This is a genomic window from Synechococcus sp. MIT S9504 (assembly GCF_047497135.1).
GTDB lineage: Bacteria > Cyanobacteriota > Cyanobacteriia > PCC-6307 > Cyanobiaceae > Synechococcus_C.
This window is the reverse complement of record NZ_CP138942.1, coordinates 471,171-494,614: the sequence shown is the minus strand read 5'-3', so window position 1 is coordinate 494,614 and position 23,444 is coordinate 471,171. Positions and strand designations below refer to the sequence as shown.

Sequence of the window (23,444 nt, the reverse complement as noted above, 5' to 3'; positions counted from 1 at the left end):
CTCAGTCCTGGGCCAGATCGCGTCTGATCAAGCCCGATGCAACGGTCAGCACCGACAGACCGCTGACCAGCAGAGCACGATGAACAACGGGATCGCGCCAGCAGGATGGATCCTGACTGGCACGGTGCAGTGCGGAGAGGGTGAGGCGTGCCATCACCGAACTGCGTCCACCGATCTCATCAGGCATGGGGGCATTGACGTTGGCCCATCCAAGCGGTTCCAGCGCGTGTGCGCCAGTAGCAGGACCGTCTGATCCTGCTTGCTACTGTCAGCTGGATCAGGTGGATGAATGGCCTACGCGCGTGCACTCCTGAAACTCAGTGGAGAGGCACTGATGGGAGATCAGGGCTATGGAATCGATCCCGCCATCGTGCAGTCCATCGCTGAAGACGTCGCCAAAGTGATTGAAGGCGGCACACAGCTGGCAATTGTTGTGGGCGGCGGGAACATCTTTCGAGGCCTTAAAGGATCAGCCGCTGGAATGGATCGAGCCACCGCCGACTACGTGGGCATGCTGGCCACTGTGATGAATGCGATCACACTCCAGGACGGACTGGAACGAGCAGGTGTACCAACCCGAGTACAAACCGCCATCGGCATGCAGGAAGTGGCCGAGCCCTACATCCGCCGCAAAGCCATCCGCCATCTCGAAAAAGGCCGTGTCGTGGTCTTCGGAGCCGGTTGCGGTAACCCCTTCTTCACCACCGACACCACGGCAGCCCTACGGGCCGCCGAAATCAATGCGGATGTGGTGTTCAAGGCCACCAAGGTGGATGGGGTCTACGACAAGGATCCCGCCGTGCACGCCGATGCCGTGAAGCAGGAACACCTCACCTACCAACAGGTTCTGAGCGGTGAACTGGCCGTGATGGACAGCACGGCCATCGCCCTTTGCAAAGACAACAACATTCCGATTGTTGTTTTCAATCTGTTCGAACCTGGCAACATCGGCAAAGCCGTGGCTGGAGAGCCGATCGGTTCCCGGATCAACAACTGACAAGCGTTATGTCGAAGCAAGACCTCGAAGCGAGCATGCAGAAGTCGGTGGAATCCACCCAGCGCATGTTCAACACCATCCGAACAGGGCGGGCCAACTCGTCTCTGCTGGATCGCATCTCAGTGGAGTACTACGGCGCTGAAACACCCCTGAAATCGTTGGCCACGCTGACAACACCTGACTCACAGACCATCCAGATCCAGCCGTTCGACATCAGCTCACTGGCGGGGATCGAGAAGGCAATCGCGATGAGTGAACTGGGCTTCACCCCAAACAACGACGGCAAGATCATCCGCATCAACGTGCCACCCCTCACTGAGGAGCGGCGCAAGGAGTTCTGCAAGCTCGCCTCCAAATACGCCGAGGAAGGCAAGGTGGCCCTGCGCAACATCCGCCGCGACGCCATCGACAAGATCAAGAAACAGGAAAAGGAGGGTGAATTTTCCGAGGATCAAAGCCGTGACGAACAGGAGAGCATCCAGAAAACGCTCGAGAAGTTCATCGCGCAACTGGAGAAGCACCTGGCCGACAAGGAGGCCGACATCCTCAAGGTGTGATTGAAACCGACGTTGCCGTGATCGGGGCCGGAGCTGCCGGCACATCAGCTGCTTTTCACCTCGCTCACGCTGGACATTCAGTCACCATTCTCGAAGCGGAGACCGGGGCTCAGATCAAGCCCTGCGGTGGAGGCATGGCCTCCTCTGTACAGAGCTGGTTCCCTTTCGACCTCAGCCCAGCGGTTGATGATGTGATCCGCCAGGTCGACTTCAGCTGGTGTCTGGAGGATCCGGTTGTGGCCGAACTACCTGGGGAAGCACCGTTCTGGATCGTCAGACGTGAGCATCTTGATTCCCTACTGCTTGAGCAGGCTGTGGGTGCCGGTGCCAGCGTTCAGCGGCCGTTTCGCGTGATGGCACTCGAACGCACCGGAGAGTGCTGGACGCTGACAGGGGAACAGAGAGAACCTGTTCGAGCCAGAGCGGTGGTGATCGCCGATGGTTCAGGGTCCCCCTGGCCGCAAAAGGTCGGCATCGGCCCAAGCTCCCTGCATATGGCGAGCACGCTTTCAGTTCGCCTGGAAGGTCTCGGAACACTTGCTCCTGGTACGGCGCGCTTTGAATTCGGCCTGGTGCACCACGGTTTTGCCTGGGCTTTCCCACTGGCAGACGGGATCAATGTGGGAGTTGGCACCTTCATCGGTCGTGACGTCACCGATTCGGAGACGATCCTGAATGCACTACTGCCTGATCTCGGCTTTTCTGCCGATGCAGGTCTTCGGCAGCAGGCCAGCCTGAGGGTCTGGAACGGGCACAGCACGCTTCATGCCGACGGAGTGGTGGCCGTGGGCGATGCCGCATCGCTCTGCGACCCCTTCCTTGCTGAAGGATTACGACCAGCTCTGATGAGCGGCTGTGAAGCCGCGAAGCACCTGGACCTCTGGCTGAACGGCGAAGAGCAATCCCTACGGGGCTACTCCAGGGCGATGCGACAGCGCTGGGGCGACTCCATGGCCTGGGGTCGTCGAATCGCGCAGGTGTTTTACCGCTTCCCCGGTGTGGGCTATCAGCTGGGGATCAAACGGCCGACGGCTCCCCGACGAATCGCCCAGATCCTCTCTGGAGAGATGGGATATGGCGATATCGCCCAGCGAGTCATTCGCCGGCTGCTGCTGCAGCGCAGCTAGAGATCGAAGGCCAGTTGCTGAACGGATGGATCACTCAGGCGACGACGTGCGCGTCGTCGGGAGGATGCCGGCAGACCAGCTCGCCTGGAGCCATGTCGCCGCTGAATGGCATCAGCATGACGATCAAATCCGGCTGAACGCCTGATCGCGAAGATCCGCTCCTTGGCATGCCTGGCCGAATCAGCACAATTCACAATCGGCATGACACCGTTGAACGCCCAGGGTTCGTGAAGATGCACCGTGGGAACATCAGCCAATTCAGGACACCAGCGGCGGATGAACACCCCATCCTGATCATGGTCACGACCCTGCTTGATCGGGTTGTAGACCCGGATCGTGTTGATGGAGGTGCTGCCCGACTGCATCTGGCATTGACTCCAGTGAATTCCCGGTTCGTAATCCACAAACTGACGGGCGAGGTGCAGACCGCTGTCCCTCCAAGGCAGCCACAGGTTGTAGCTCGCGAACGACATCAACATCGCCCGCATCCGGAAGTTGATCCAACCATGCGCTCTCAGGGCGCGCATGCAGGCATCCACAAAAGGCACCCCCGTCCGGCCTTCGGCCCATGCCGCCAGACGTTCGGCATCAGGATCACGCAGATCACGCATGAAAGGGTGAAAGTCCTGCCATTCAATCGATGGCTGATCCTCGAGCTTCTGGATGAAATGACAATGCCAGTGAAGTCTTGAGCCAAAGCTGCAGGCACCGCGTCCCTGCATGCCACGACTGCGCTGAAGCACCTCACGCATGGACAGGCAACCCCAGGTGAGATAAGCGGAAAGCCTGGAACATCCCGTGAAGGCCCGGTTCGGACTGGAAATGGATCGGCAGTACTGCTCCACACGGTGCTCCAGGAAGTGCCCGAGTTCGTTCAGCCCGGCATCACGGCCACCCCGCTGACGATGCGGACACGGATCAGGCCCAAGTCCCAGGTCAGCGGCCGTTGGCAACTCGCCCGGCGTGACACCCTGCAGTGGCTCGAGATGGTCGGGAGCAGGCGTGATCGACTCCTCCATCCGCTCTTCCCAGCGCCGGGCCCATCCACCGCGCGTCCGTAGCGGCCGGATCACCCCGAACTGCGGAATCTGTCTCCAGGGAATGCTCCGCTCCCTTGCCCACGCAGCGACGCGCCGATCTCTGGCGTAGGTCCAGTCATTACCAGTTTCTTCATGACTCCAAAGGCCCGACACACCAAGCTGTCGCCTGGCACGCTCGAGCACCGCCACTGCATCCCCACAACGAATGACCAGGGGCTGACCGAGGGCTGCCATCGCCTGGCGGAGATCGAAAAGCGCCTCCCTGCAGAATTCCCACTGACGGCCCGATGCATCCTGCTGAAGCCAGAACTCAGGTTCAACGATGTAGAGAGGCAGCACGTCTCCAAGGGCCAACGCCTGGATCAGCGGCCTGTGATCCTCGAGCCGCAAGTCACGCTTGAACCAGACCAGCTGCACTGCCATCGAATGCGGGACAGCTCCACCCAACTCGGACGAAGCTAATCAGCCCGGGATCAGGAGTGGGTTGCGATCTTCAGATCACGCAGACGGGCGTCAACAGAGGCCAGCAGCTCGATGGCGAACATGGGCGACTCCTGGACAGCAAACAGGAATTTCTCACGGTTCATCTCAATCAGGCGGCAATCGGTCTCGGCCTGTGCTGTACCGAGACGGCAATGACCCTCCATCACAAGGGCCCCTGCACCAAAGACGTTGCCGGCCTCGATCAGTTCGTATCCCTGCTGACCGTTCTCATTGGTCCAGGACAGTCGAACCGTTCCCTCAAGAACACCGAACATCGACGCTCCGGGGTCGTCGGCCTTGAAGATGACGTCACCAGCATTGACGGCGTGCACCTCGCTTTTCCGAGCGAGGGCACGCATGGTGTCAAGAGCATTCACGGAGTGACAATCGGAAGCAACATGAAGATCAGGCCCTGGTCAGTGACAGGGCAGAGCCGAAACCACGACGAACCTCCTCCTGGGTGAGTCTGCCGTCATGATCCGCATCCAGAGCATCGAAGACGGCATCACTGCCCAGCCACTCATCCCTGGTGATGCAGCCGTCACCATTCATGTCATTGAGCATGAAGATCTCCTGCACGGCATGACCGAAGGCCTGTCCTCCTTCGAGTTCCGCCAGCCGATGGGCAAGCATGCTCTCCAGAGTTTCGATGGCCTTGCTGAACCCCTTGATGCCCTCGCCAAGTTTGTCGGTGGCCATGCGATCGGCAGCCATCATCGAATCGAACATGTCCCGATCGACATGAATCTGGGACTCGCTGCTGGATGGATTGGCACCATCGAGCTTGCGGGTGAGCGTGGCCTCACTGGAACGCAGCTGGTCAAGCAGCTTGGGTGAAATGGTGAGCAGATCACAACCAGCAAGCTCGGTGATCTCATCGATGTTGCGGAAACTGGCCCCCATCACCTCGGTTTTGTAGCCATAGGCCTTGAAGTAGTTGAAGATCTTGGTCACAGACAGCACGCCGGGATCTTCAGGACCGGGATAGGAGTCCCTTCCCGTATCGGCTTTGTACCAGTCAAGGATGCGGCCAACGAAAGGTGAAACCAGGGTCACACCGGCCTCAGCACATGCCGCGGCCTGAGCGAAGCCGAACAGGAGAGTGAGGTTGCAGTGAATTCCTTCTCTCTCGAGGACTTCAGCGGCCTTGATCCCCTCCCAGGTGGAGGCAACCTTGATCAGCACGCGATCGTTGCTGATTCCAGCGTCGTTGTAAAGGCGGATCAGTTTACGGCCCTTTTCAATGGTGGCAGCAGTGTCGTAACTGAGGCGTGCATCCACCTCAGTGGACACTCGGCGAGGAACGATCTTGAGGATCTCCTTGCCGAAGATCACACTGATCTCATCAAGCGCCTCCTTGACCACTGTCTCGACGGGCGCGCTGTCGCCAATCAGACGACGGGAGGACCGCAGTGCCTCGTCGATCAGGCTTTGGTAGGCAGGGATCTGAGCAGCTGCCAGGATCAGTGAGGGATTGGTCGTTGCGTCCCGTGGCGTGAATTTACGGATCGCTTCAAGGTCACCCGTATCCGCCACCACGACGGTCATTGCAGAGAGCTGCTCAAGAAGAGTTGCCATGTCGCTAAGGGCTTGATGCTCGTAACGTAGCTGCGTTTTCGCAGCTGGCATCTTGCGAGAAAGTGCAACCTCAGGCGAGCCAGAGCAGCGCTTCAACCTGCTTGAGCTGGAGCAGAGCTGCGCGCTGTGCTGGGCGGGATCTTTTCAATCACCAAGAGACCGTCGATGATTGATTTCGCAACCGGCAGAGCCACTGTGGATCCGTAGGCATTGTCTCCCTGGGGCTCATCCACCACCACCAGCACGACATATTGCGGATCATCAACTGGAAGAGTCGCCACAAAGCTGCAGATCAAAGCACCGGGCACATAAACACCGTTCAGAGCCTTCTGAGCCGTTCCAGTCTTGCCACCGATGCGGTATCCCGGTGTTCGGACTCCCTTGCCGCTTCCTTGCTCAACCACAGATTCCATCCAGGCCATCACCGTGCTGGTGACCTCAGGTTTCAGCAGTGGCTTGCCCTGACGCGATCCAGGCGGAGCCAGCGCATCGCCGGCTCTCAATCCTCGGGTGATGTGGGGGCTGACAAGACGGCCGCCGTTGGCGAGTAATGCGTGGAGCTGCACCAGCTTCAACGGTGTCAGTGAGAATCCCTGACCAAAGGAGGCCGTGGCTGGCTCGATCGGCTGGGTGGTGAACTGCTCCTTGGTCTTGAGCTGACCGGCAACGGCTCCGGGCAAATCGGTGTCCGGCCGTGCATCCAGACCGAGGCGACTCAACCAGTCCCAGTAGGTGGAGGAGGACAAATTACGCATGGCTTGAACCATGCCGACATTGCTGGACACCTGCAGCACTGTGGCGAAGTCAATCAGACCGTTGGCTTGCCGGTCGTGATTGTTGATCGGCCAGCCACCGATGGTGACTGAACCGCTGTCCTGAACACGTCCTGTTGTCTGAATGGCATTTTCCTGAAGAGCCAGCGCCAGGTTGATCGGCTTGAACGTCGATCCGGGTTCATAGAGGTCCTGAACCGACCATTCCCGGAAACGACCCGCAGGAAAACTCCAGTAGCTGTTCGGGTCGTACGTGGGAACGGATGCCAGGGCCAGCAACTCACCATTGGTGACATCCATAACGATGGCAACACCCTTCTGGGCTTTCCAGGTTTTGACCTGTGCGGCAAGGGCCTTGGCGGCAACGGCCTGCAGACGCGCATCGAGGGTGAGCTGAAGACGCAGATCGTCCCCGAAAAAGACTCCGGCATCGAGATTGTCGGGCAGCGGAGTGCCATCGGCTCCTCTGCGAAGACTTCGGGGCTGTTCATGGCGCTGAAGTTCGTTGTGTCGGCTTTGTTCAAGCCCCGCCTGAGGTTCTCGATCCTGATTGAGGAAACCAACCACGTTGGCGAACAGATCGCCCTGGGGGTAGACGCGGTGGGGGTAGGACTCCAGATCAACTCCGGAGACACCAGCTGAGCGGATTGTTGATGCCGTCTCGGGATCCAGTCCCTCAATCAGCTTGATCCCAGAGGGACGATCGCCGATTCGCTTAAGAATCTCCGCCTCAGTGAGTTTCAGCAAAGGCGCCAACCGTGCCGCGACATCAGCGGGGGGGCGAATCAGCGTTGGGGCATCACCGGGAAGATTGAAGTAGCGCGGATGCAGCCAGAGGCGATAACGCTCTTCGTCAAGAGCGATCAGCCGCCCGGTGCGGTCAACAATCGGCCGACGGGTTCCCAGTGGCTTGGTGCGCTGCGTCTGCACTGAACGGGCACGACCTTCAAGCTCGCTGGCCTGAAACACCTGCAGCCAGGCCATTCTTCCCATCAAGCCGACAAGCCCCAGACACAGAAGTGCAAACACGGAGCGCATTCGTCCTGCCGGGACTGGCTCCAGAGGCACAACTCTCCTGCGCTGACGGCTGGCTGCCGACCGGGTGGGATTGGTGGAACGGCCCATGAATCAGTAGCCGTGATGAATGGTGCGCTCCATGAGCGAACCAAGCATGGCCAGATGATCGACCCCTGGCTTGGCTGCAGCCGAAGAGGGACGATCTAGGTAAACCAGATTGGCCACCGTGGTGGGGACCATCTGCTTGGGGGTCTGGGAACGCTCCAGCAGATGTCGTTCGAACATGGCCGTGGATTCGGTCAGACGATGGGCCAGGTCCCGGGTCATTTCAAGCTGACGGAAGGCCAGCGTCCAGCGATGCTGCCAATGGAGCGTGAGACCACTGAGTACAAGAACAGCTGCGAACACTCCGATCAGGCTGCCGTCTGCCGTGCGGTGCAGGCCCGCCAACAAAGGGGACTTGCGTGCAACGCGTCGTGCAGAGAGCGACCCCTGAATGACTTCGAACGGACTACTGGCAGCAGGACGTTGCGCGGAGGACGGTTGTGACTGCGGAACCGCGACCACGGATAAGGCTCATCAATGCGCCAGTGAACCATCTGAGGGAGGACACCGCAAGCCTGAAACCTTGACCAGGACTGAAGATTGGATCAGCCGCCCAGCAACACGAGGTTCAGAAAGGTCACGCCGTTCCAAAGGGCATGCATCACCACGCAGGGAAGCAGGCGGCCGGTGCTGAGACGCAGGAGGCCGAGGCCGAGGCCGAGCACCAGCAGCGGAGCCAGTTCGCCGATGCTGAGATGGGCCACAGCAAAGACCAGAGCACTCACCAGCACGCCTCCCGATCGACCGAGAAACTGGCCCAGCACAGGCAGCAGCACGCCGCGGAAGATCGTTTCTTCAAACAGCGGCGCCAGAACAACAGCCGTGAGAGAGAGCAACAACAGGGCGAGCGGGTCCTGACTGTTGAGGACGATCTCGAGCAATGGGTTGCTGCCCCCCTGATCGCCGATCAGACGAGTGATCAACCAGCCGCTCAGAACAACGGGCGGCAAAACCATCAGCCAACCGCGGGCCCCCTGAAGCAAGGCACTGCCCAGAGGCTGAAGCCTCCACTGCAGCCATCCTTGCGGAGGCATCTGTGCACGGTCCAGCTGCGCCAGCTGCTGACGCAGAATCAGCAGGGGAGGTCCTGCCAAGGCGACATAACCGAGAAACACGTTGACGCCCTGTGACAGTGGCGCTGAAAGGCCACGCGAGAATGCGGAGGAGATCGGAATCACCAACAGAGGCATCAACACCTCCCCAAGCACCACGAAACCGCCCGCCACAAGCAGCACCATGTCCAGAACCCCGAGCGGGGGAGCGAGCAGGGTGGGCCATGACGGCAGTCGGCGACGCAGCAGTTGCCATAAATGACGCAACAACAACAGTCCACCGAGCAGTAGAGCCAGGAGGGGAAGCAGCTCACTGATCACCAGCCGGCGCGCAGCCCTCTTGGCAGACGCCTGATCGAGACAGCTCTCCTCTTCACCACCGAGTGCCTCACAGGCGAGTCGACGATTTAACGGGTCGGAGGTCAGCAGCAGCAGCTTGGAACGCTGCTCAGCCGGGACATTCCGGCTGTCGTCTTTCGCGAGAGCTCTCTGAAGCTGAAGCAGATCACTGGATTCGAGATCCACCTGCTGGAGGCTGCGCCGATGCTCTGGATCCGTTTCCAGAGCAGTGAACAAAATCTTCTGGCGGTCATCCAGCCGGTCCAGTGGAATTTGTCGCAGGCTGCTCAGCAGGGAATCGGAGGCATCCGCTCCAAGCAGAAGCGTTCGCAGAGACGAGGGAATCTGGGGTTCTGCCAGCAGCGTCAACTCCTGCTGCTCCAACGACAATGCAGGTGCGACAGAAGGTTTGGCGAAACTGTCCACCAGCCCTAACACCCAAACAGCGGTGGCCAGCACCAGCGATAGAAGGGCAAGCAGCACCTTCCAGGACGGGGCCGCCGTTGAACGTCCGGAGGGTGGGCTGGTCACACAGAGCGGGCAACTGCGTTGGATTCTCGTCGGTAGCGCGTGCCACAGCCGATGAAGAGTGCACCTGGGTCACGCTCATACGATGGCGGCGCTCTCTCAGCATGTAGCGGTGCCCCTGCGTCTTCTCCTCGTTCGCCACGGTCTCAGCAGCTTCAATGTGGAGCGGAGGATCCAGGGGCGGGACGATCTTTCCACACTCACTGTCTCAGGACAGGAGCAGGCTCGCCTGCTCGGGCAGGCGCTTGTCGATGTCCCCATCCAGGCGGTTTACAGCTCCCCGTTGAAACGGGCTGCATCCACAGCAGCGGGAATCCTTGAAAGCCGTGACGACGGACTTGAAGCTCGCTTCGATGATGGGCTCCTGGAGATTGATCTCGAGCCGTGGAGTGGACTGACAGCATCCGAACGATCGGAACGCTTCCCAGAGGAATTCGCCACCTGGAAACAGAAGCCCGAAGCGTTGGAGTTGATCAGAAAGGACGGAAGCCGTTATCGCCCTTACGAGGAGTTGATGCAGCAGGCCCGACGCTTCCTGGACGAACTGGTCAGGCGCCATCCCGTGAACAGCGATGGCACCGTGTTGCTGGTGGGGCACAACGCCATCCTGCGCTGCCTGATCGTGAGCTTGCTGGGGGATCCGGAACGGGGCTTCCGTCGACTCCGCCTCGACAATGCCTCACTCTCGATCTTCAATCTCAGCCCATCCGACAACGGCCATCAGGTGCAGATCGAGTGCCTGAACAGCACCGCGCACCTCGACCCTCCACTTCCTGCCAAGGGCGCAGGATCGCGGCTGATCCTTGTGCGACATGGCGAAACGAACTGGAATCGAGAAGGTCGCTTCCAGGGGCAGATCGACATTCCTCTCAACAGCAATGGGCATGCTCAGGCGGAGGCTGCGAGGGGCTTTCTGCAGGACGTGTCGTTGCAGAAGGCCTACAGCAGTTCGATGTCACGCCCGCGCGAAACGGCTGAGGGCATCCTGAAATCTCACCCAGGCATCTCGATCACACTCACGGACGGACTGATGGAAATCGGTCATGGCCTCTGGGAGGGCAAGCTTGAATCGGAAATCAGCAGCGACTGGGGCGATCTGCTGGAAGAGTGGAAACGCTCACCAGACACGGTACAGATGCCTGAAGGGGAAACAATCCAGGACGTGTGGAATCGCTCCGTTGACAGCTGGAATGCGATTGCATCCAGCCTCGATTCCACGGAAACCGCTCTGGTGGTGGCCCATGACGCTGTCAACAAAACAATCCTCTGCCATCTTCTGGGTCTCACCCCTGCTGACATCTGGGCCGTGAAACAGGGCAACGGAGGCGTCACGGTGGTCGACATGCCATCCGAACCGGGGCAGCCTGCAGTGATTGCCTGCCTGAACCTCACCTCCCACCTCGGCGGCGTGATCGATCGCACGGCGGCCGGAGCGCTCTGATACTGAGTTCGATGACCGAGATGATCCTGCTCGACCCCGTGAGGGTGCTGGTCGGTCCCGACCAGCCGCTGCAGGAGCAGGGTGCGGCCCTGCTCTGTGAGGGACGTCTCGAAGCACTGGGCGAACAGGCCCGCGAAGCGGCTCGATCAGCGGGCATCGCCTCGAGAGCTGCCGGGCATCAGCTGCTTGCTCCTTGCCTGGTCGATGTTCATTCCTATCTGCCGGAACCATTCCAGAGCAGGGGCGAAACCCTGGAAAGCCTTGTGCGCTCTGCAGCTGCAGGCGGATATGGACAGTTTGCTCTGCTGCCGGAGGCGTCAGGAAAACGTCGTGAACGGCCTGATCAACTTCGCGGATTTGTGCTGTCCGGCTGTGACGTGGCTGTCCATCTCTGGGCTGGTTTCAGTGAGGAGGGAAATGACGAACAACTGACTGCCCATGCCGACCTGATCGAGGCGGGTGCTGTGGGTCTGTCGGATGGCGACAGCATGCCGCCGATCCCCTTGCTCGACCGCGCCCTCACCCTTGGCGAATCAGGTTCATCTCCTGTTCTGATCCCACCCCTGGATGCCGTTCTGCGCGGAGAGGGCCTACTGCGGGAAGGCCCCGAAGCACTGAGAGCAGGCTGGCCCACTGATCCTCTGAGCAGCGAAACGTTGCCCCTCAGCCAGCTTGCTCAGCTTCAGCAGGAGCACCAACAGCGCAAGTTGATCCTGATGGGTCTGTCCACCGCAGCAGGCGTTGATCTCCTCCAGCGGTCGCCGTTGCCTCCTGCCGCAACCGTCAGCTGGTGGCACGTATTGACGAGTAACAGTTCCAGCGCGGCAACGGCAGCCTCCTGGTTTGTTTCACCTTCGCTGGGCAACAGAAGAGATCGCGATGCACTGATTGAAGGCCTAAGCACTGGCCTGATCCAGGCAATCGCTGTGAATGCATCACCGCTTGACGATGAAGAGTGCCTGCTGCCTCCTGATCAACGCCAACGCGGAATTGCCGGTCATCAACATGTGCTTCCCTCTCTCTGGCAAGCGCTTGTGGTGTCGAAGGGCTGGACAGCTGAACATCTCTGGGACGTGCTCAGCTTCGGGCCCGCCCGACTGCTGGGGGTTGAAGAGGAGCGTCTGATCCCGGGAAGCAATCGCTGGCTTCTTTTTGATCCGGAGGTGATCTGGACCCCCACGCGATCGGATCCATGGGCTTCGAGGGCAGCCAATCAGCCATGCCTCAACCGGCCCTTAAGTGGACGTGTTCTGCGGTGCGGCCTCAGGACCCCAGCGAGCCCAGCCGATTGAGAGGCCAGAACCTCCAGAGTGCTCGGCCGATGATCTGATCCTCAGGCAGGAAAGGACCACCTGGCCAGTAGCGTCCGTCCCAGCTGTTGCTGCGGTTGTCGCCCAGTGCGAGCACATGCCCTTCAGGCACCGTCACATTCAGCGTGCGGCAAAGACTCATCCCCTGCTCATCCACCGGGCAGTATCTGGTGACGTAGGGCTCATCCACGGGATCTCCATTCACGCGCACTTCACCACGCGGGTTCACGGAGACCTGGTCTCCACCCACAGCGACAACCCGCTTGATGTAGGCATCGCATGCAGGGTGGCCAAGACCGGGGATCAAACCCAGAAGAGGGAAGTTGGCCAGTGCACAGCGGAACGTGGGTGGCGAGCCAGCGGTTTTCAGCGCTGGATCAAAAGCATGCGGTGAGTTGAAGACAACAATCTCTCCACGCTTTGGACCGCGTGTGGCGTAGGAGAGTTTTTCAACCAGCAGCCGGTCCTGGATCTGCAGACCTGGAAGCATCGAACCGGAAGGGATGAAGCGTGCTTCAGCCACGTAATGACGGATCCCAAGATATAGAGCCAGGGTGAAGATCACTGGCCCCCAGAAATCCCAGAACGGATGTCCTTTGGGGCCCTGCGACTTGGAGGGAGCCGCAGAAGAATCCGATTGAGAATCAGCTTGTGGAGGCGAAGCGTCGTGCTGGGCGTCTGGCAACGGAAACCTTGCTGACCTTGAGGCCCCCAAGATAGGCCTGATGGCGATGGCCTCCTAGCCTCAGCTGAGAACGCTCACACCCATGGTCAGACCTCGGTGGCAAGGTGTGAAACCCTCCGCGAGCCGTCGCTTCTGGCTTGGCTGGGACAGGTTGATCGCAGGAATCGCAGCACTGAACCTGGCCTGGGTCGTCTTCGATGTGACCTATGTGCCCCTGCGCAACTTCTGGCTGCAGCGCACACTCTTTCCGCTGCCCTCCATCAGCCTCGCTGTTCCGCTGCCCTGGCTGCCCGACATCACACCTCTGTACGACCCGGTGAAGGGAATTGAACCCCATCAGGACACCGAGGCCTACATCAAACATTTTCAGCGTTTGGAACGCACCGCAGCAGCCAGCGGCATCAACAGCACCGCAGCCAAACAGCTGCGTCTGGAAATGGTGGTGCGCAACAGTCAGCTGATCGATGAGAACCCTTTTGTCAGCTCCGACAAAACGGGAACACTGGAGAAAATCAAGAGTCGCCTGAGGGCCAGGGCAGGCATGGATTCAGCCAAACAATCCGCCGCCCATCTGCTTGGAGACCGCTATCTCACAGATGCAAGATGGCCGGCAGAACGCAGGTTCTGGCGCAAAAGCATTCTCCCACTCGCTTCCACGAATTACTGGCGCGGCACCGATGAAAACGGCCAGCCGATCGATCTCTCGTGGAGGATCGATCTTCCCTTCCAGATTCTGTTCCTTCTGGACATCATGCTGCGGGCCATTCGGCTGAAGCAGCGCTACCCGGCCATCGCCTGGAGAGACGCACTGCTGCGTCGATGGATTGATTTACCGCTGCTGATTCCGTTTTGGAGACTGCTGCGAATCGTGCCCGTCACAGAGCGTCTGTCCAGCGCAGGCATGATCCAGCTGGAACCGCTTAGAGCCGCAGTCAGCCGTGGTGTGGTCGCCGTACTCGCCCTCGAGTTATTCGAAGTGATCACTCTGCGCATCCTTGATGCTGCTCAGGATGCAGTGCGTTCGCCCCATTGGCCTGAGAAGATTCGTCGACTCTGCAGCCATCAGAGCATCGAATCGGATGGAGAAAGAGAACTCGCTGAACTGCTGCGCCTGTGGCTTCCATTGGTGTTAACTCAGGTGGGACCAGGCATGCGCCCCCAGCTGGTTGCCCTGGTGAGTCATGCTCTGCGACGCAACCTTGAGGAGACGGCGATTCCGGCTCGGCTTCGAGCACTACCTGGGATGGACAAAGCCGAAACTCAGCTCAGTCTTCAGCTTTCGACAGGCATCGTTGATTCACTGTTGAATCTCTCCCGCAACGCAGGCGATCGTTTTGCACAGAAGGACCCCATGCTTCAAGAACTGGGGATCCAGGCCATTGACCGTTTCTGGGAAGAACTGGCGAAGACTCTGGAACAGGGTCCGGTGCTTGAACGCAGTCAGGAACTCATGGCGGCTTTTCTCGAGGATTTCAAGAGAAGCAGCATGAACCAGCTGAGATTTCAGAAAGATGTTGACGAACTGATCACGGAGCTTGACGGATTGAACTTCAGCTCAGAAGCGACTCAGACCAAGTCTCGGGCTTGAAACCGACCAGAAATCGACCATCAGGACATTGAACAAACGGTCGCTTGATCAGTTTTCCGTCTGCGGCAAGGGCTTGAAGCGCCTGCTCGTCGCTCATTAGTTTGACTGCTTCAGCACCGATAGCCCTGTAGCTCTGACCACTGGTGTTGAACATGGGCTTGACCTGTCCGAACTGCCTGAATGCCAGCTGAAGGAGCTCGAGCGATGGTGGATCAAGGGTGATATCAATCACCTCGTGATCCAAGCCCTCACTTTCAAGCCATGCAAGAGCTTTCCGGCAGGTGCTGCAACGGGGATAGCTGAAAACAGTGAAATCAGCCACGCCTATCGACCGAGAAGGCTCTTGACAGCACCAACAAGGCTATTGGAGCCCTGACCCACACCGTCTCCGGGACGCGTCCGGATCGTCACGTCACCATTGACCGTGGTCCGACAGCTGAGGCGGTAGTTGGCAGGACGGTCAGCCAGGTAAACCTCCTCGACATCACTGAGGGGAGAGAGGTTCTGCGCACCCTCAAGAACTTCGATCACGCAGGTGCCACACTGGCCGACGCCTCCACAGTTGTTGAGATTGTTCAAACCTTTGTAAGGGTTGACACCTGCTGAGAGAGCCGCTTTGCGCAGGTTGGCACCCTCAATGCAGCCAATTTGCTGGCCTTCCTGCTCAAAACGGATGGTGGGCACGGATCTTTTACATAGGAATGTCTCTTAATTTACAAGGCCCGCGATTGCATTCGAGGATTTCGTCGCGCGAACCAGGGTGAGCACGGTGCTCTCTGGGCCGATGACCGATCAGGCGGAAGCAGCCTGAACGCAAGTTTCAAGCAGCGGCTGCACCGCATCCACATCGCGCCAGCCTCCGATCTCCGTCACACGGCCTTCCATATTTTTGTAGGTGCGGAAAAATTCAGCAACATCCTCCAGTTGGCTGGGAGCGATCTGCAGAATGCTCTGAATGCCCTGCTGACGTGGGTCGGCCACAGGCACGCAAAGAATTTTGCCGTCGTAATGGCCCATGTCATGCATATCAAGCACCCCAATGGGTCGTGCCTGAATCAGGCATCCCGCAAAAGTGGGCTCAGCCATGATCACCATGGCATCGAGGGGTGATCCATCCTCGGCAAGGGTGTTGGGAATAAAACCGTAATCGAATGGATATCTGACTGATGAATGAAGAACCCGGTCGAGAGCCATCACACCAGCTTCAGCAAAGTATTCATATTTATTGCTGCTTCCTGCTGGAATCTCAACGATCAGATTCACCAGTCCTGGAGACGGAGATGGGATAAGAGCCCTGAGATCCATAACTCTCCTTGGCGGTGACGGAGGTGTGGGTGGGGCGATCGGTCAGCACAGCGGCCAATGGAATACCCAGCCCTGTGATGGCGAGGGTGAACCCGAGAACAGCAAGAGCAGGGATAGCCACGAACTGCGCAGCATGCGCAGGGGGCTTGGGTGCAGGCTCAGGGTCCATTCAGTGGTGGTCGGGGACATCCCGGACTTCATGCACAGGGCTTAGAAGTCATACAGAGGGCACGAAGAGCGACCTGTCGGGAGATTGAGTTGTGAATGCAAGGAGTCAAAACTCATTTGTATTCTGACACCACTGCAAGTCTTATGCAGCAGGACGTTCCTGACGATCACGGCGTGATGCCAAATCAGAGGGAGCTTCAGGAAGACCATCGAGGCGGGATCTGATCAGACGCAGCTCATCGAGAATGGCTCCAAGCACCTGCTGCGTGGCCGTGGAAGGTGAATTGAGGACCTCAACGGTGACCTCCTTGATCCTCAGAACATCCTTGGCAAATCGCGCCACTTCGTTGGGATGAAACAGAAGAGGATCTTTCTGATCACTTCTGTATTCGGGGTTGAGCTTGCGGGGATTAAAAACCGGGTTGAGGTTGCGCGGATCAGTGTTGGTGTAGCGATACACAGATGCACGCGATCGATTCAACGACTTCTGAACATCATCGATACCAACCAATGCATCCGACTGAGAAAGAACTGCGGCAGCATCACTCCGAAAATCCGAAGATTCACTCACGGCCGGTACTGAAACTTCTAACGGCCGAGGAAACATGAGACAGCTCTGGGACAGCTTGGATTTTGCAGAACATAGCAGCTGAGACTCAGGACGCCAGCATCGATCACAGCAAAAGTGACAGTTCCCGGATCGACCGTTTTCTTGGCGGTGATAGTTTCCTGGCCCCCTCTATAAATTCCTGTCATGCGCGTCTCCCGCCTGTCGCTGGTGACGTTGAGGAACGTGCCCGCGGACGCTGAAATCCCATCTCATCAATTGCTTGTTCGTGGTGGTTACATCAGACGTGTTGGACCGGGTATCTACGCCTACCTCCCCTTGATGTGGCGCGTGCTGCGCAAGATCAGCACGATCGTTCGTGAGGAGCTTGACAGCCTCGGCGCACTTGAAACACTGCTGCCGCAACTGCAACCCGCCGAACCATGGGAACGCAGCGGTCGATGGCAGGGCTATACCGCCGGCCAGGGCATCATGTTTCACCTGGAGGATCGTCAGGGCCGGCGCGTTGGCCTTGGCCCGACCCATGAGGAAGTCGTCACGGAACTCGCCGGGGAGCTGCTGCGCTCCTACAAGCAGCTGCCGGTGACGCTCTATCAGATTCAGACCAAGTTCCGCGATGAGATCAGGCCCCGTTTCGGGCTGATGCGCAGTCGCGAATTCATCATGAAGGACGCCTACTCCTTCCATTCCGACGCAGCGGATCTGGAGCAGACCTATGCCCTGATGGCCGGGGCCTATGCCCGCATCTTCAAGCGCTGCGGTCTCAATGCTGTTGGTGTTGATGCCGACAGCGGCGCCATCGGAGGAGCCGCTTCCCAGGAATTCATGGTGATGGCGAATGCAGGCGAAGACCTGATCCTCTCCACGCCCGACGGGAGCTATGCCGCCAATCAGGAGAAAGCGGTGTCGCATCCATCCCCAGCGGAGGCTCTGCCGCCAGGCGAGGAACGACAGTTTGATACGCCTGATCAGACCTCAATTGAGGATCTCTGCTCTGCCAACGGCCTCTCTACTTGTCAGATCGTCAAGGTGCTGGCGCTGCTCGCCCGCCTGGATGATGGTCGAGAACAACCCCTGCTGGTCAGCCTGCGTGGAGACCAGGAACTGAATGAGGTCAAGTTGACCAATGCTGTGACCCAGCGACTGGGATCGTCTGCACTGGAGATTGCACCAATCAACCCCGAGCAGCTCCGGCAGCAGGGGCTTGCACCCCTGCCCTTCGGCGCCATCGGCCCGCACCTTGAAGACAGCTCATTGAATGGTGCCCGCAGCTGGGAAATCCGTTTTGAACGCCTGGCCGACCCAACCGCCCTCGATCTTGAGCGCTTTGTCTGCGGCGCCAACTGCTCTGACCAGCATCGCTGGGGGGCGACCTGGTCCTCCATGCCCGCACAGATTCGTGCTGATCTCCGCAATGCCAAGGCCGGAGATCGGTCTCTTCACAATCAGGAGCAGATTCTTGAGGAGCGCAGGGGCATCGAAGTGGGGCACATCTTCCAACTGGGAAGCAAATACTCCGACGCGCTCGAGGCACGTTTCACCGACAAAGATGGCAAACAGTCTTCCCTGCTGATGGGTTGCTACGGCATTGGCATCTCCCGCCTCGCCCAAGCGGCAGTGGAACAGCATCACGATGACGCGGGCATCTGCTGGCCCGTGAGCATTGCGCCCTTTCAGGTGATTGTTGTCATTGCGAACGTTCAGGACCCGACACAGCTGGCTCTTGGAGAGGCTCTCTACGGATCGCTGCAATCCAAAGGGGTTGAAGCACTTCTGGATGACCGCAGCGAACGTGCCGGAGTCAAATTCAAGGATGCCGATCTGATTGGAATCCCATGGCGAATCGTTGTGGGTCGCGAAGCGGAGTCCGGACGGGTCGAGCTGGTGGAACGATCCACTCGCTCAAACAGCACCATGTCTGATCAGGACGCGCTGACCTCTGTGCTCGAGGCCGTCAAGGGTCGCCCGCTGATTTAGTGCTGCTCCGCCTTAAAGTTCGTCAAACTTTTCCTGCCATGCGAATCGCGCTGCAACGCCTCAGCCGCCAACTCAGGGGGTTCACACTGGCCCTGTGCCTGGGTCTCTCTTTGTTGCTCACCGCCTGCGGCGACTCGGTCTCGACCATGACTGGTGACTACGTCGAAGACACAGTGGCAGTCGTTCATTCTCTGCAGACCACGCTTTCACTTCCCTCCGATGCGGAAGGCTTGCAGGCCTCGGAACAGGAAGCTCACGACCTCATCAATGACTACATGTCGCGGTATCGCCCAAAGTCCAGGGTGAACGGTCTCAGCTCATTCACCACGATGCAGACGGCTCTGAATTCCCTGCAGGGTCACTACAACACCTACACCAATCGGCCTGTACCGGAAGCACTGCGCACGCGCGTCGAAAAAGAGCTGAGCAAAGCCGAAAAAGCCGCTCTTCGTGGCACCTGATCTCAAAAACCCACAAGGTTTCTCAAGATGCAATCACAATTTTGCAACTCTCTTTGACCTCAGGCAGGTGGATCTGAGAGAGTTCCGGATTGTGCAGAATGGCGGCTTCGGGCCGCGGTGTCTTTGGCCAATGTTGTCGTCATCGGTGCGCAGTGGGGTGACGAAGGGAAAGGAAAGATCACAGATCTCCTCAGCCGTTCCGCTGATGTAGTCGTTCGCTATCAGGGGGGCGTCAATGCTGGCCACACCATCGTTGTGGACGATCAGGTTCTGAAGCTTCACCTGATCCCCTCTGGAATTCTCTACCCCGACACCATTTGCCTGATCGGCTCAGGAACAGTGGTCGATCCCAAGGTGATGCTCGGCGAACTCGACATGCTGATCGAGAACGGCATCGACATCGCCGGGCTGAAGCTGTCTTCCACAGCGCATGTGACCATGCCTTACCACCGTCTGCTCGACCAGGCGATGGAGAAGCAGCGAGGCGATCGGCGCATCGGCACCACGGGGCGGGGCATCGGTCCGACCTACGCGGACAAATCCCAGAGAAGTGGAATCCGCGTGATCGACCTTCTTGACGAATCGCGTCTGCGCGACCGCCTTGAAGGCCCATTGAATGAGAAGAACCAGCTTCTGCAGACCATCTACAACGTGGAAACGCTCGATGCCGAAGCGGTGATCAGTGAATACCTGGCCTACGGCAAACGACTGGCACCCCATGTCGTGGACTGCACACGGGAGATTCACCAGGCGGCGCGCGATCGCAAAAACATTCTCTTCGAGGGCGCACAGGGAACTCTGCTTGACCTCGACCACGGCACCTATCCCTATGTCACCTCCTCCAACCCTGTCTCAGGCGGGGCCTGCATTGGAGCTGGGGTGGGTCCGACCCTGATCGACCGCGTCATCGGTGTGGCCAAGGCCTACACAACCAGAGTGGGAGAAGGGCCGTTCCCCACCGAACTCGATGGCAGCCTCAACGATCATCTCTGCGACCGAGGTGGCGAGTTCGGCACCACCACCGGCCGGCGCCGGCGCTGTGGCTGGTTCGACGGTGTGATCGGACGCTATGCCGTCGGCGTGAACGGCCTGGATTGCCTGGCCGTCACCAAACTCGATGTGTTGGACGAGCTCGACGAACTTCAGGTTTGTGTGGCCTATGAACTTGATGGGGAAAGGATCGAACATTTCCCTTCCTGTGCCGAGGCGTTCGCCCGCTGTCAGCCGATTTTCGAGACGCTCCCTGGCTGGCAGTGTTCCACCGCTGAATGCCGCACCCTTGAGGATCTTCCCGAAAAAGCCATGGCCTACCTGCGCTTCCTGGCCGATCTGATGGAGGTCCCGATCGCCATCGTGTCACTGGGTGCCGGTCGCGATCAGACCATTGTTGTTGAGGATCCGATCCACGGTCCAAAACGGGCACTGCTCAGCGCCTGATTCCGGCACGCCCATCCGGGCGTAAGACTGCCGCAGTCAACACCAGATTGTTCATGGCCGATTCCTCCCGTTTCCAGCCCAACGCCTCCCTGGATGTGGTGGGAATCGGCAACGCGATTGTTGATGTACTTGTCCAGACCAAGGACGGTTTTCTCAGCGAGCACGGTCTGCAGAAAGGGGGCATGTGCCTCATTGATGAACAGCAGGCGGAAGCTCTCTACACATCCAGTGGTCCTGGACTGGAAACCTCCGGTGGATCCGTGGCCAACACCATGGTCGGCATCGCTCAGCTTGGCGGCCGAACAGGGTTTATCGGTCGGGTGCGTGATGACCAGCTCGGATCGATCTTCAGCCACGACATTCGTGCAGTGGGAACCAGGTTTGAGACACCCTCCGCAACCACCGGCGCCACCACTGCACGCTGTCTCATTTATGTGACTCCCGATGCAGAGCGCACAATGTGCACCTTCCTCGGGGCATCAACACAGCTTGAGCCGGAGGATCTGGACCTCTCCATGGTCAAGGAGACGAAAGTGCTCTATCTGGAGGGCTATCTCTGGGACAGCCCTGCAGCCAAGCGGGCCTTCATCGCTGCAGCGGAGGCTTGCCGTGCTGCAGGAGGGAAAGTCTCTCTCTCCCTCTCCGACGGCTTCTGCGTGGATCGCCACAGGGAAAGCTTTCTCGAACTGGTGAACGGTCATGTCGATGTGCTTTTCGCCAATGAAGTGGAGATCAAAGCCCTCTATCAAACCGAAGACTTCGACACCGCAATCGAGAAGGTCCGCGGTTGTTGCTCCGTGACGGCAGTCACCCGCGGAAGCGATGGATCGGTTGTACTCAGCGGAGATCAGCGCTGGGACATCGGCATCTACGGGCTCGGCGAACTGGTTGACACCACCGGTGCCGGTGATCTCTACGCCGGAGGATTTCTGCATGCCTTCACCCAGGGCGATTCACTGGAGCGCTGCGGACAGCTGGGAGCGCTTTGCGCCGGTCAGATCGTCACCCAGCTGGGTGCTCGCTCCCAGGTCTCTCTTCCTGAGCTGATGAAGGAGTATCTGGGCTGAGAGCATCCAGCGCCCATGCCGCATAGGCAGCTCCAGCCTGAGCTGCCAGCTGGAGAATTTCGGGAGTGTCATAGCTGTGCAGTTCCTCGAGAGCTGAAAGCAACTGCTCCAGGCGTTGAGAGCTCGTCTTGATCAGCAGCTGCACTTCCTGCGAACACTCAATCTCCCCCTGCCATCGGTAGCAGGACTGCACTGGCATCCAGCAGACACAGGCAGCTAAACGGCGCGTGATCAACTGCTCAGCGAGGGCTCCCGCCTTGATCTGATCAGCCTCCGTGGTGAGGACCAGTTTCAGGTCCGTTGACATGGTCATTCAGCTGTCGACACAACTGGCTCACGCTATGAACCACGTCAACGTTGGGCATCGGGTTGGGTCGTTTCAGCTTCCAGAGCCGAATGGAGTGGCGGCGAGCCAGATCACTCCAGAGTTGATCCGCAGCTCCACCCGACTGACGACAGAGCACATCGGTGATCTGCCAGCGGCGACACAGCGCAGCTTCCAATCCACCGGCGCGATCACCGGTTCCAGGCCTCAACACGGCAAGCCGCTCGCCGCACAATCCCGCAAGACCTGCTTGGCGAATGGCTTCAGGCGTGGGCAGAACCCTGGCGTGAACAGAGGCTCCTGCCAGCCTGGCCGCCGCAGCTGCGGCGGCCAACTGCCGCGCTCCGACGGCAAGAAGCAGACGGTGGCCTGAAAGAGCACAGTCAGAAAGATCACCCACTGTTGAGAGCACTGATCCATCCGACACGTCGTGATCAGGCCGCTCGAACCGAAGCAGCGGCAGGTTCAGGATGGAGCAGGCCATGCGGAGTTGAGCACTGATCTGCAGGGCGAAGGGATGGGTCGCATCCAGAACAAACGTCACGCCCAGCGCCGTCAGGTGTTCCTCGAGAGAGTCCTGAGAGGGGAAAGCTCCCACATGCAGGTCATGCAGGGGCATGGCGGAGTAGGAGCTTGCCCCAGCTGCACTGACAACGCTGATACTGACGCGGTGACCGGACTCCAGCAGAGCCCCGGCGATCACTGGTCCCTCACCGGTTCCGGCGAAGACCAGCACATGGTTCTGGCGATTCCGCCAGCGGTGCATCAGGATGGCGCTCACCGACCAGGCCGAGGATGAATCACTGCGTACTCGAGGTGGATGTTCTACAGGCTCCCACCCTGCGATACACCCAAGACAACCAGACACCAATCGCTGAAATGGAGGTTGGTTTTGATGCGTTGCGTCCCGATGACCCCAGAGGCCAACTCAAGGTGGTGGGATGGGGCAACCTCGCCCAGGACCTGCAGAATCGCGTGCAGGTGGGCCAGCGTCTGCTGATCGAAGGCAGGCTGAGGATGAACACGGTGCCACGTCAGGATGGCACCAAGGAAAAACGCGCTGAATTCACACTCGCCCGGCTCCACCCTGTAACTGGTGGAGCCGGTTCCACGGCTCAGGCCCAGCACGCAGCGGCCGTTCCTGCCAAACGATCTGAAGCTGCTCCTGCTCCTGCAAAAGAGCCCGCAGCGCAGTGGAACACCGCGCCGCTGGTTCCAGACACGGACGACATCCCCTTCTGAATACTGGGCACAGTCTTCAGAGCTGATCGGAGCCGGAGCTGAAATGTTCTGAAGCTCGCTGCAACAGCTGGCCAAGCTCACGCTCGAGTGCGGCCAGGTCCAGGCGAAATTCCTGCCATCGCCCCCGGTCAATCTGTTCCAGCAACCAGGCCCTGTCCTGCTCCAGCTGCTGAATCAGCGCAGTTGCATCCTGCGTGGAGTTCTGATCCTGGTCTTGCGATCGGGTGCTGTCCATCAACTGCGGCCGCTGGCCCATCCATCCTGAACCCCGCAC

27 protein-coding genes are annotated in these 23,444 nt (G+C 59.2%); 11 read left to right on the top strand and 16 right to left on the bottom strand.

Annotated elements, in window-relative coordinates:
- Position 1: 1 nt before the first annotated feature.
- Complete coding sequence (locus tag SIB58_RS02795; RefSeq protein WP_066905804.1) at positions 2 to 187, bottom strand: hypothetical protein; 186 nt, start codon at positions 185 to 187, stop codon at positions 2 to 4.
- A gap of 102 nt (positions 188 to 289) precedes the next feature.
- On the opposite strand from SIB58_RS02795, the gene pyrH reads away from it, so the two are divergent.
- Genes pyrH through SIB58_RS02780 form a run of 3 tightly spaced genes read left to right on the top strand, consistent with a single transcriptional unit; the run spans position 290 to position 2,681 of the window.
- Positions 290 to 997 carry a UMP kinase gene (gene pyrH, locus SIB58_RS02790; protein ID WP_066905806.1) on the top strand — a complete coding sequence of 236 codons (708 nt, stop codon included), beginning with the start codon at positions 290 to 292 and terminating at the stop codon, positions 995 to 997.
- Between the two features lie 8 nt (positions 998 to 1,005).
- Positions 1,006 to 1,554, top strand: coding sequence for a ribosome recycling factor (gene frr / locus SIB58_RS02785; RefSeq protein WP_066905808.1), 549 nt, complete (start codon positions 1,006 to 1,008; stop codon positions 1,552 to 1,554).
- Positions 1,551 to 2,681: an NAD(P)/FAD-dependent oxidoreductase gene (locus SIB58_RS02780; protein ID WP_066905810.1), complete on the top strand. Its 1,131-nt coding sequence runs from the start codon at positions 1,551 to 1,553 to the stop codon at positions 2,679 to 2,681. The genes frr and SIB58_RS02780 overlap by 4 nt, the downstream gene beginning before the upstream one ends.
- On the opposite strand, the gene SIB58_RS02775 is transcribed toward SIB58_RS02780, so the two are convergent.
- From SIB58_RS02775 to SIB58_RS02750, 6 genes are all read right to left on the bottom strand, one after another.
- Positions 2,678 to 4,144 (bottom strand): FAD-binding domain-containing protein, encoded by a 1,467-nt coding sequence (locus SIB58_RS02775; RefSeq protein WP_067325895.1) that lies wholly within the window; start codon positions 4,142 to 4,144, stop codon positions 2,678 to 2,680. The genes SIB58_RS02780 and SIB58_RS02775 overlap by 4 nt on opposite strands.
- A 50-nt stretch (positions 4,145 to 4,194) precedes the next feature.
- The gene (locus tag SIB58_RS02770; protein WP_066905812.1) at positions 4,195 to 4,581 is read right to left on the bottom strand and encodes a Crp/Fnr family transcriptional regulator; all 387 of its coding nucleotides are present in this window, start codon (positions 4,579 to 4,581) and stop codon (positions 4,195 to 4,197) included.
- A 28-nt stretch (positions 4,582 to 4,609) separates the two neighbouring features.
- Positions 4,610 to 5,782, bottom strand: coding sequence for a transaldolase (locus tag SIB58_RS02765; protein WP_066906121.1), 1,173 nt, complete (start codon positions 5,780 to 5,782; stop codon positions 4,610 to 4,612).
- A 92-nt stretch (positions 5,783 to 5,874) separates the two neighbouring features.
- Positions 5,875 to 7,680 (bottom strand): peptidoglycan D,D-transpeptidase FtsI family protein, encoded by a 1,806-nt coding sequence (locus SIB58_RS02760; RefSeq protein ID WP_066905814.1) that lies wholly within the window; start codon positions 7,678 to 7,680, stop codon positions 5,875 to 5,877.
- A gap of 3 nt (positions 7,681 to 7,683) precedes the next feature.
- Complete coding sequence (locus SIB58_RS02755) at positions 7,684 to 8,139, bottom strand: hypothetical protein (protein ID WP_066905816.1); 456 nt, start codon at positions 8,137 to 8,139, stop codon at positions 7,684 to 7,686.
- Positions 8,140 to 8,222: 83 nt separating this feature from the next.
- Positions 8,223 to 9,599: a CPBP family intramembrane glutamic endopeptidase gene (locus SIB58_RS02750; RefSeq protein WP_067325824.1), complete on the bottom strand. Its 1,377-nt coding sequence runs from the start codon at positions 9,597 to 9,599 to the stop codon at positions 8,223 to 8,225.
- Between the two features lie 109 nt (positions 9,600 to 9,708).
- On the opposite strand from SIB58_RS02750, the gene SIB58_RS02745 reads away from it, so the two are divergent.
- Positions 9,709 to 11,037 (top strand): histidine phosphatase family protein, encoded by a 1,329-nt coding sequence (locus SIB58_RS02745; protein ID WP_197461108.1) that lies wholly within the window; start codon positions 9,709 to 9,711, stop codon positions 11,035 to 11,037.
- Positions 11,038 to 11,048: 11 nt separating this feature from the next.
- Positions 11,049 to 12,329 carry a dihydroorotase gene (locus SIB58_RS02740; RefSeq protein ID WP_066905822.1) on the top strand — a complete coding sequence of 427 codons (1,281 nt, stop codon included), beginning with the start codon at positions 11,049 to 11,051 and terminating at the stop codon, positions 12,327 to 12,329.
- Here SIB58_RS02740 and lepB read toward each other — a convergent pair.
- Positions 12,301 to 13,032, bottom strand: a complete 732-nt coding sequence (gene lepB, locus SIB58_RS02735; RefSeq protein ID WP_066905824.1) for a signal peptidase I — start codon at positions 13,030 to 13,032, stop codon at positions 12,301 to 12,303. The two genes, SIB58_RS02740 and lepB, sit on opposite strands and share 29 nt — an antisense overlap.
- A gap of 82 nt (positions 13,033 to 13,114) precedes the next feature.
- Between lepB and SIB58_RS02730 the strand changes: the two genes are divergently transcribed.
- The gene (locus SIB58_RS02730; protein WP_066905826.1) at positions 13,115 to 14,620 is read left to right on the top strand and encodes a hypothetical protein; all 1,506 of its coding nucleotides are present in this window, start codon (positions 13,115 to 13,117) and stop codon (positions 14,618 to 14,620) included.
- Here SIB58_RS02730 and SIB58_RS02725 read toward each other — a convergent pair.
- From SIB58_RS02725 to SIB58_RS02705, 5 genes are all read right to left on the bottom strand, one after another.
- On the bottom strand, positions 14,583 to 14,942 hold the full coding sequence (locus tag SIB58_RS02725) for an arsenate reductase family protein (RefSeq protein ID WP_066905828.1): 360 nt from the start codon (positions 14,940 to 14,942) through the stop codon (positions 14,583 to 14,585). The two genes, SIB58_RS02730 and SIB58_RS02725, sit on opposite strands and share 38 nt — an antisense overlap.
- A gap of 2 nt (positions 14,943 to 14,944) precedes the next feature.
- Entirely contained in the window at positions 14,945 to 15,304 is a 360-nt protein-coding gene (locus SIB58_RS02720) for a 2Fe-2S iron-sulfur cluster-binding protein (RefSeq protein ID WP_066905830.1), read from the bottom strand.
- Between the two features lie 108 nt (positions 15,305 to 15,412).
- Complete coding sequence (locus SIB58_RS02715) at positions 15,413 to 15,925, bottom strand: inorganic diphosphatase (RefSeq protein ID WP_066905831.1); 513 nt, start codon at positions 15,923 to 15,925, stop codon at positions 15,413 to 15,415.
- On the bottom strand, positions 15,867 to 16,094 hold the full coding sequence (locus SIB58_RS02710; RefSeq protein ID WP_066905834.1) for a hypothetical protein: 228 nt from the start codon (positions 16,092 to 16,094) through the stop codon (positions 15,867 to 15,869). Before SIB58_RS02710 ends, SIB58_RS02715 begins: the two co-directional genes overlap by 59 nt.
- Positions 16,095 to 16,235: 141 nt before the next feature.
- Positions 16,236 to 16,700, bottom strand: a complete 465-nt coding sequence (locus SIB58_RS02705; RefSeq protein ID WP_066905836.1) for a resolvase — start codon at positions 16,698 to 16,700, stop codon at positions 16,236 to 16,238.
- A 147-nt stretch (positions 16,701 to 16,847) separates the two neighbouring features.
- On the opposite strand from SIB58_RS02705, the gene SIB58_RS02700 reads away from it, so the two are divergent.
- The 4 genes from SIB58_RS02700 to SIB58_RS02685 all read left to right on the top strand — a co-directional run bounded on the left by SIB58_RS02700 (position 16,848) and on the right by SIB58_RS02685 (position 21,603).
- Entirely contained in the window at positions 16,848 to 18,638 is a 1,791-nt protein-coding gene (locus SIB58_RS02700; protein WP_067325829.1) for a proline--tRNA ligase, read from the top strand.
- A gap of 38 nt (positions 18,639 to 18,676) precedes the next feature.
- A complete protein-coding gene (gene psb27, locus SIB58_RS02695; RefSeq protein ID WP_066906123.1) occupies positions 18,677 to 19,099 on the top strand; it encodes a photosystem II protein Psb27 in 423 nt (140 codons plus the stop codon).
- A gap of 117 nt (positions 19,100 to 19,216) precedes the next feature.
- Positions 19,217 to 20,536: an adenylosuccinate synthase gene (locus SIB58_RS02690; RefSeq protein WP_197461107.1), complete on the top strand. Its 1,320-nt coding sequence runs from the start codon at positions 19,217 to 19,219 to the stop codon at positions 20,534 to 20,536.
- 53 nt (positions 20,537 to 20,589) lie between these two features.
- The gene (locus SIB58_RS02685) at positions 20,590 to 21,603 is read left to right on the top strand and encodes an adenosine kinase (protein ID WP_066905842.1); all 1,014 of its coding nucleotides are present in this window, start codon (positions 20,590 to 20,592) and stop codon (positions 21,601 to 21,603) included.
- Here SIB58_RS02685 and cutA read toward each other — a convergent pair.
- Both cutA and SIB58_RS02675 read right to left on the bottom strand, forming a co-directional pair.
- Positions 21,539 to 21,910, bottom strand: a complete 372-nt coding sequence (gene cutA, locus SIB58_RS02680) for a divalent-cation tolerance protein CutA (protein ID WP_369813411.1) — start codon at positions 21,908 to 21,910, stop codon at positions 21,539 to 21,541. The two genes, SIB58_RS02685 and cutA, sit on opposite strands and share 65 nt — an antisense overlap.
- On the bottom strand, positions 21,870 to 22,709 hold the full coding sequence (locus tag SIB58_RS02675) for a precorrin-6A/cobalt-precorrin-6A reductase (protein ID WP_082823317.1): 840 nt from the start codon (positions 22,707 to 22,709) through the stop codon (positions 21,870 to 21,872). The genes cutA and SIB58_RS02675 overlap by 41 nt, the downstream gene beginning before the upstream one ends.
- Positions 22,710 to 22,723: 14 nt before the next feature.
- Between SIB58_RS02675 and SIB58_RS02670 the strand changes: the two genes are divergently transcribed.
- Entirely contained in the window at positions 22,724 to 23,170 is a 447-nt protein-coding gene (locus tag SIB58_RS02670; protein ID WP_066905846.1) for a single-stranded DNA-binding protein, read from the top strand.
- A 16-nt stretch (positions 23,171 to 23,186) separates the two neighbouring features.
- On the opposite strand, the gene SIB58_RS02665 is transcribed toward SIB58_RS02670, so the two are convergent.
- Positions 23,187 to 23,405: a hypothetical protein gene (locus tag SIB58_RS02665; RefSeq protein WP_066906127.1), complete on the bottom strand. Its 219-nt coding sequence runs from the start codon at positions 23,403 to 23,405 to the stop codon at positions 23,187 to 23,189.
- Between the last annotated feature and the right edge of the window lie 39 nt (positions 23,406 to 23,444).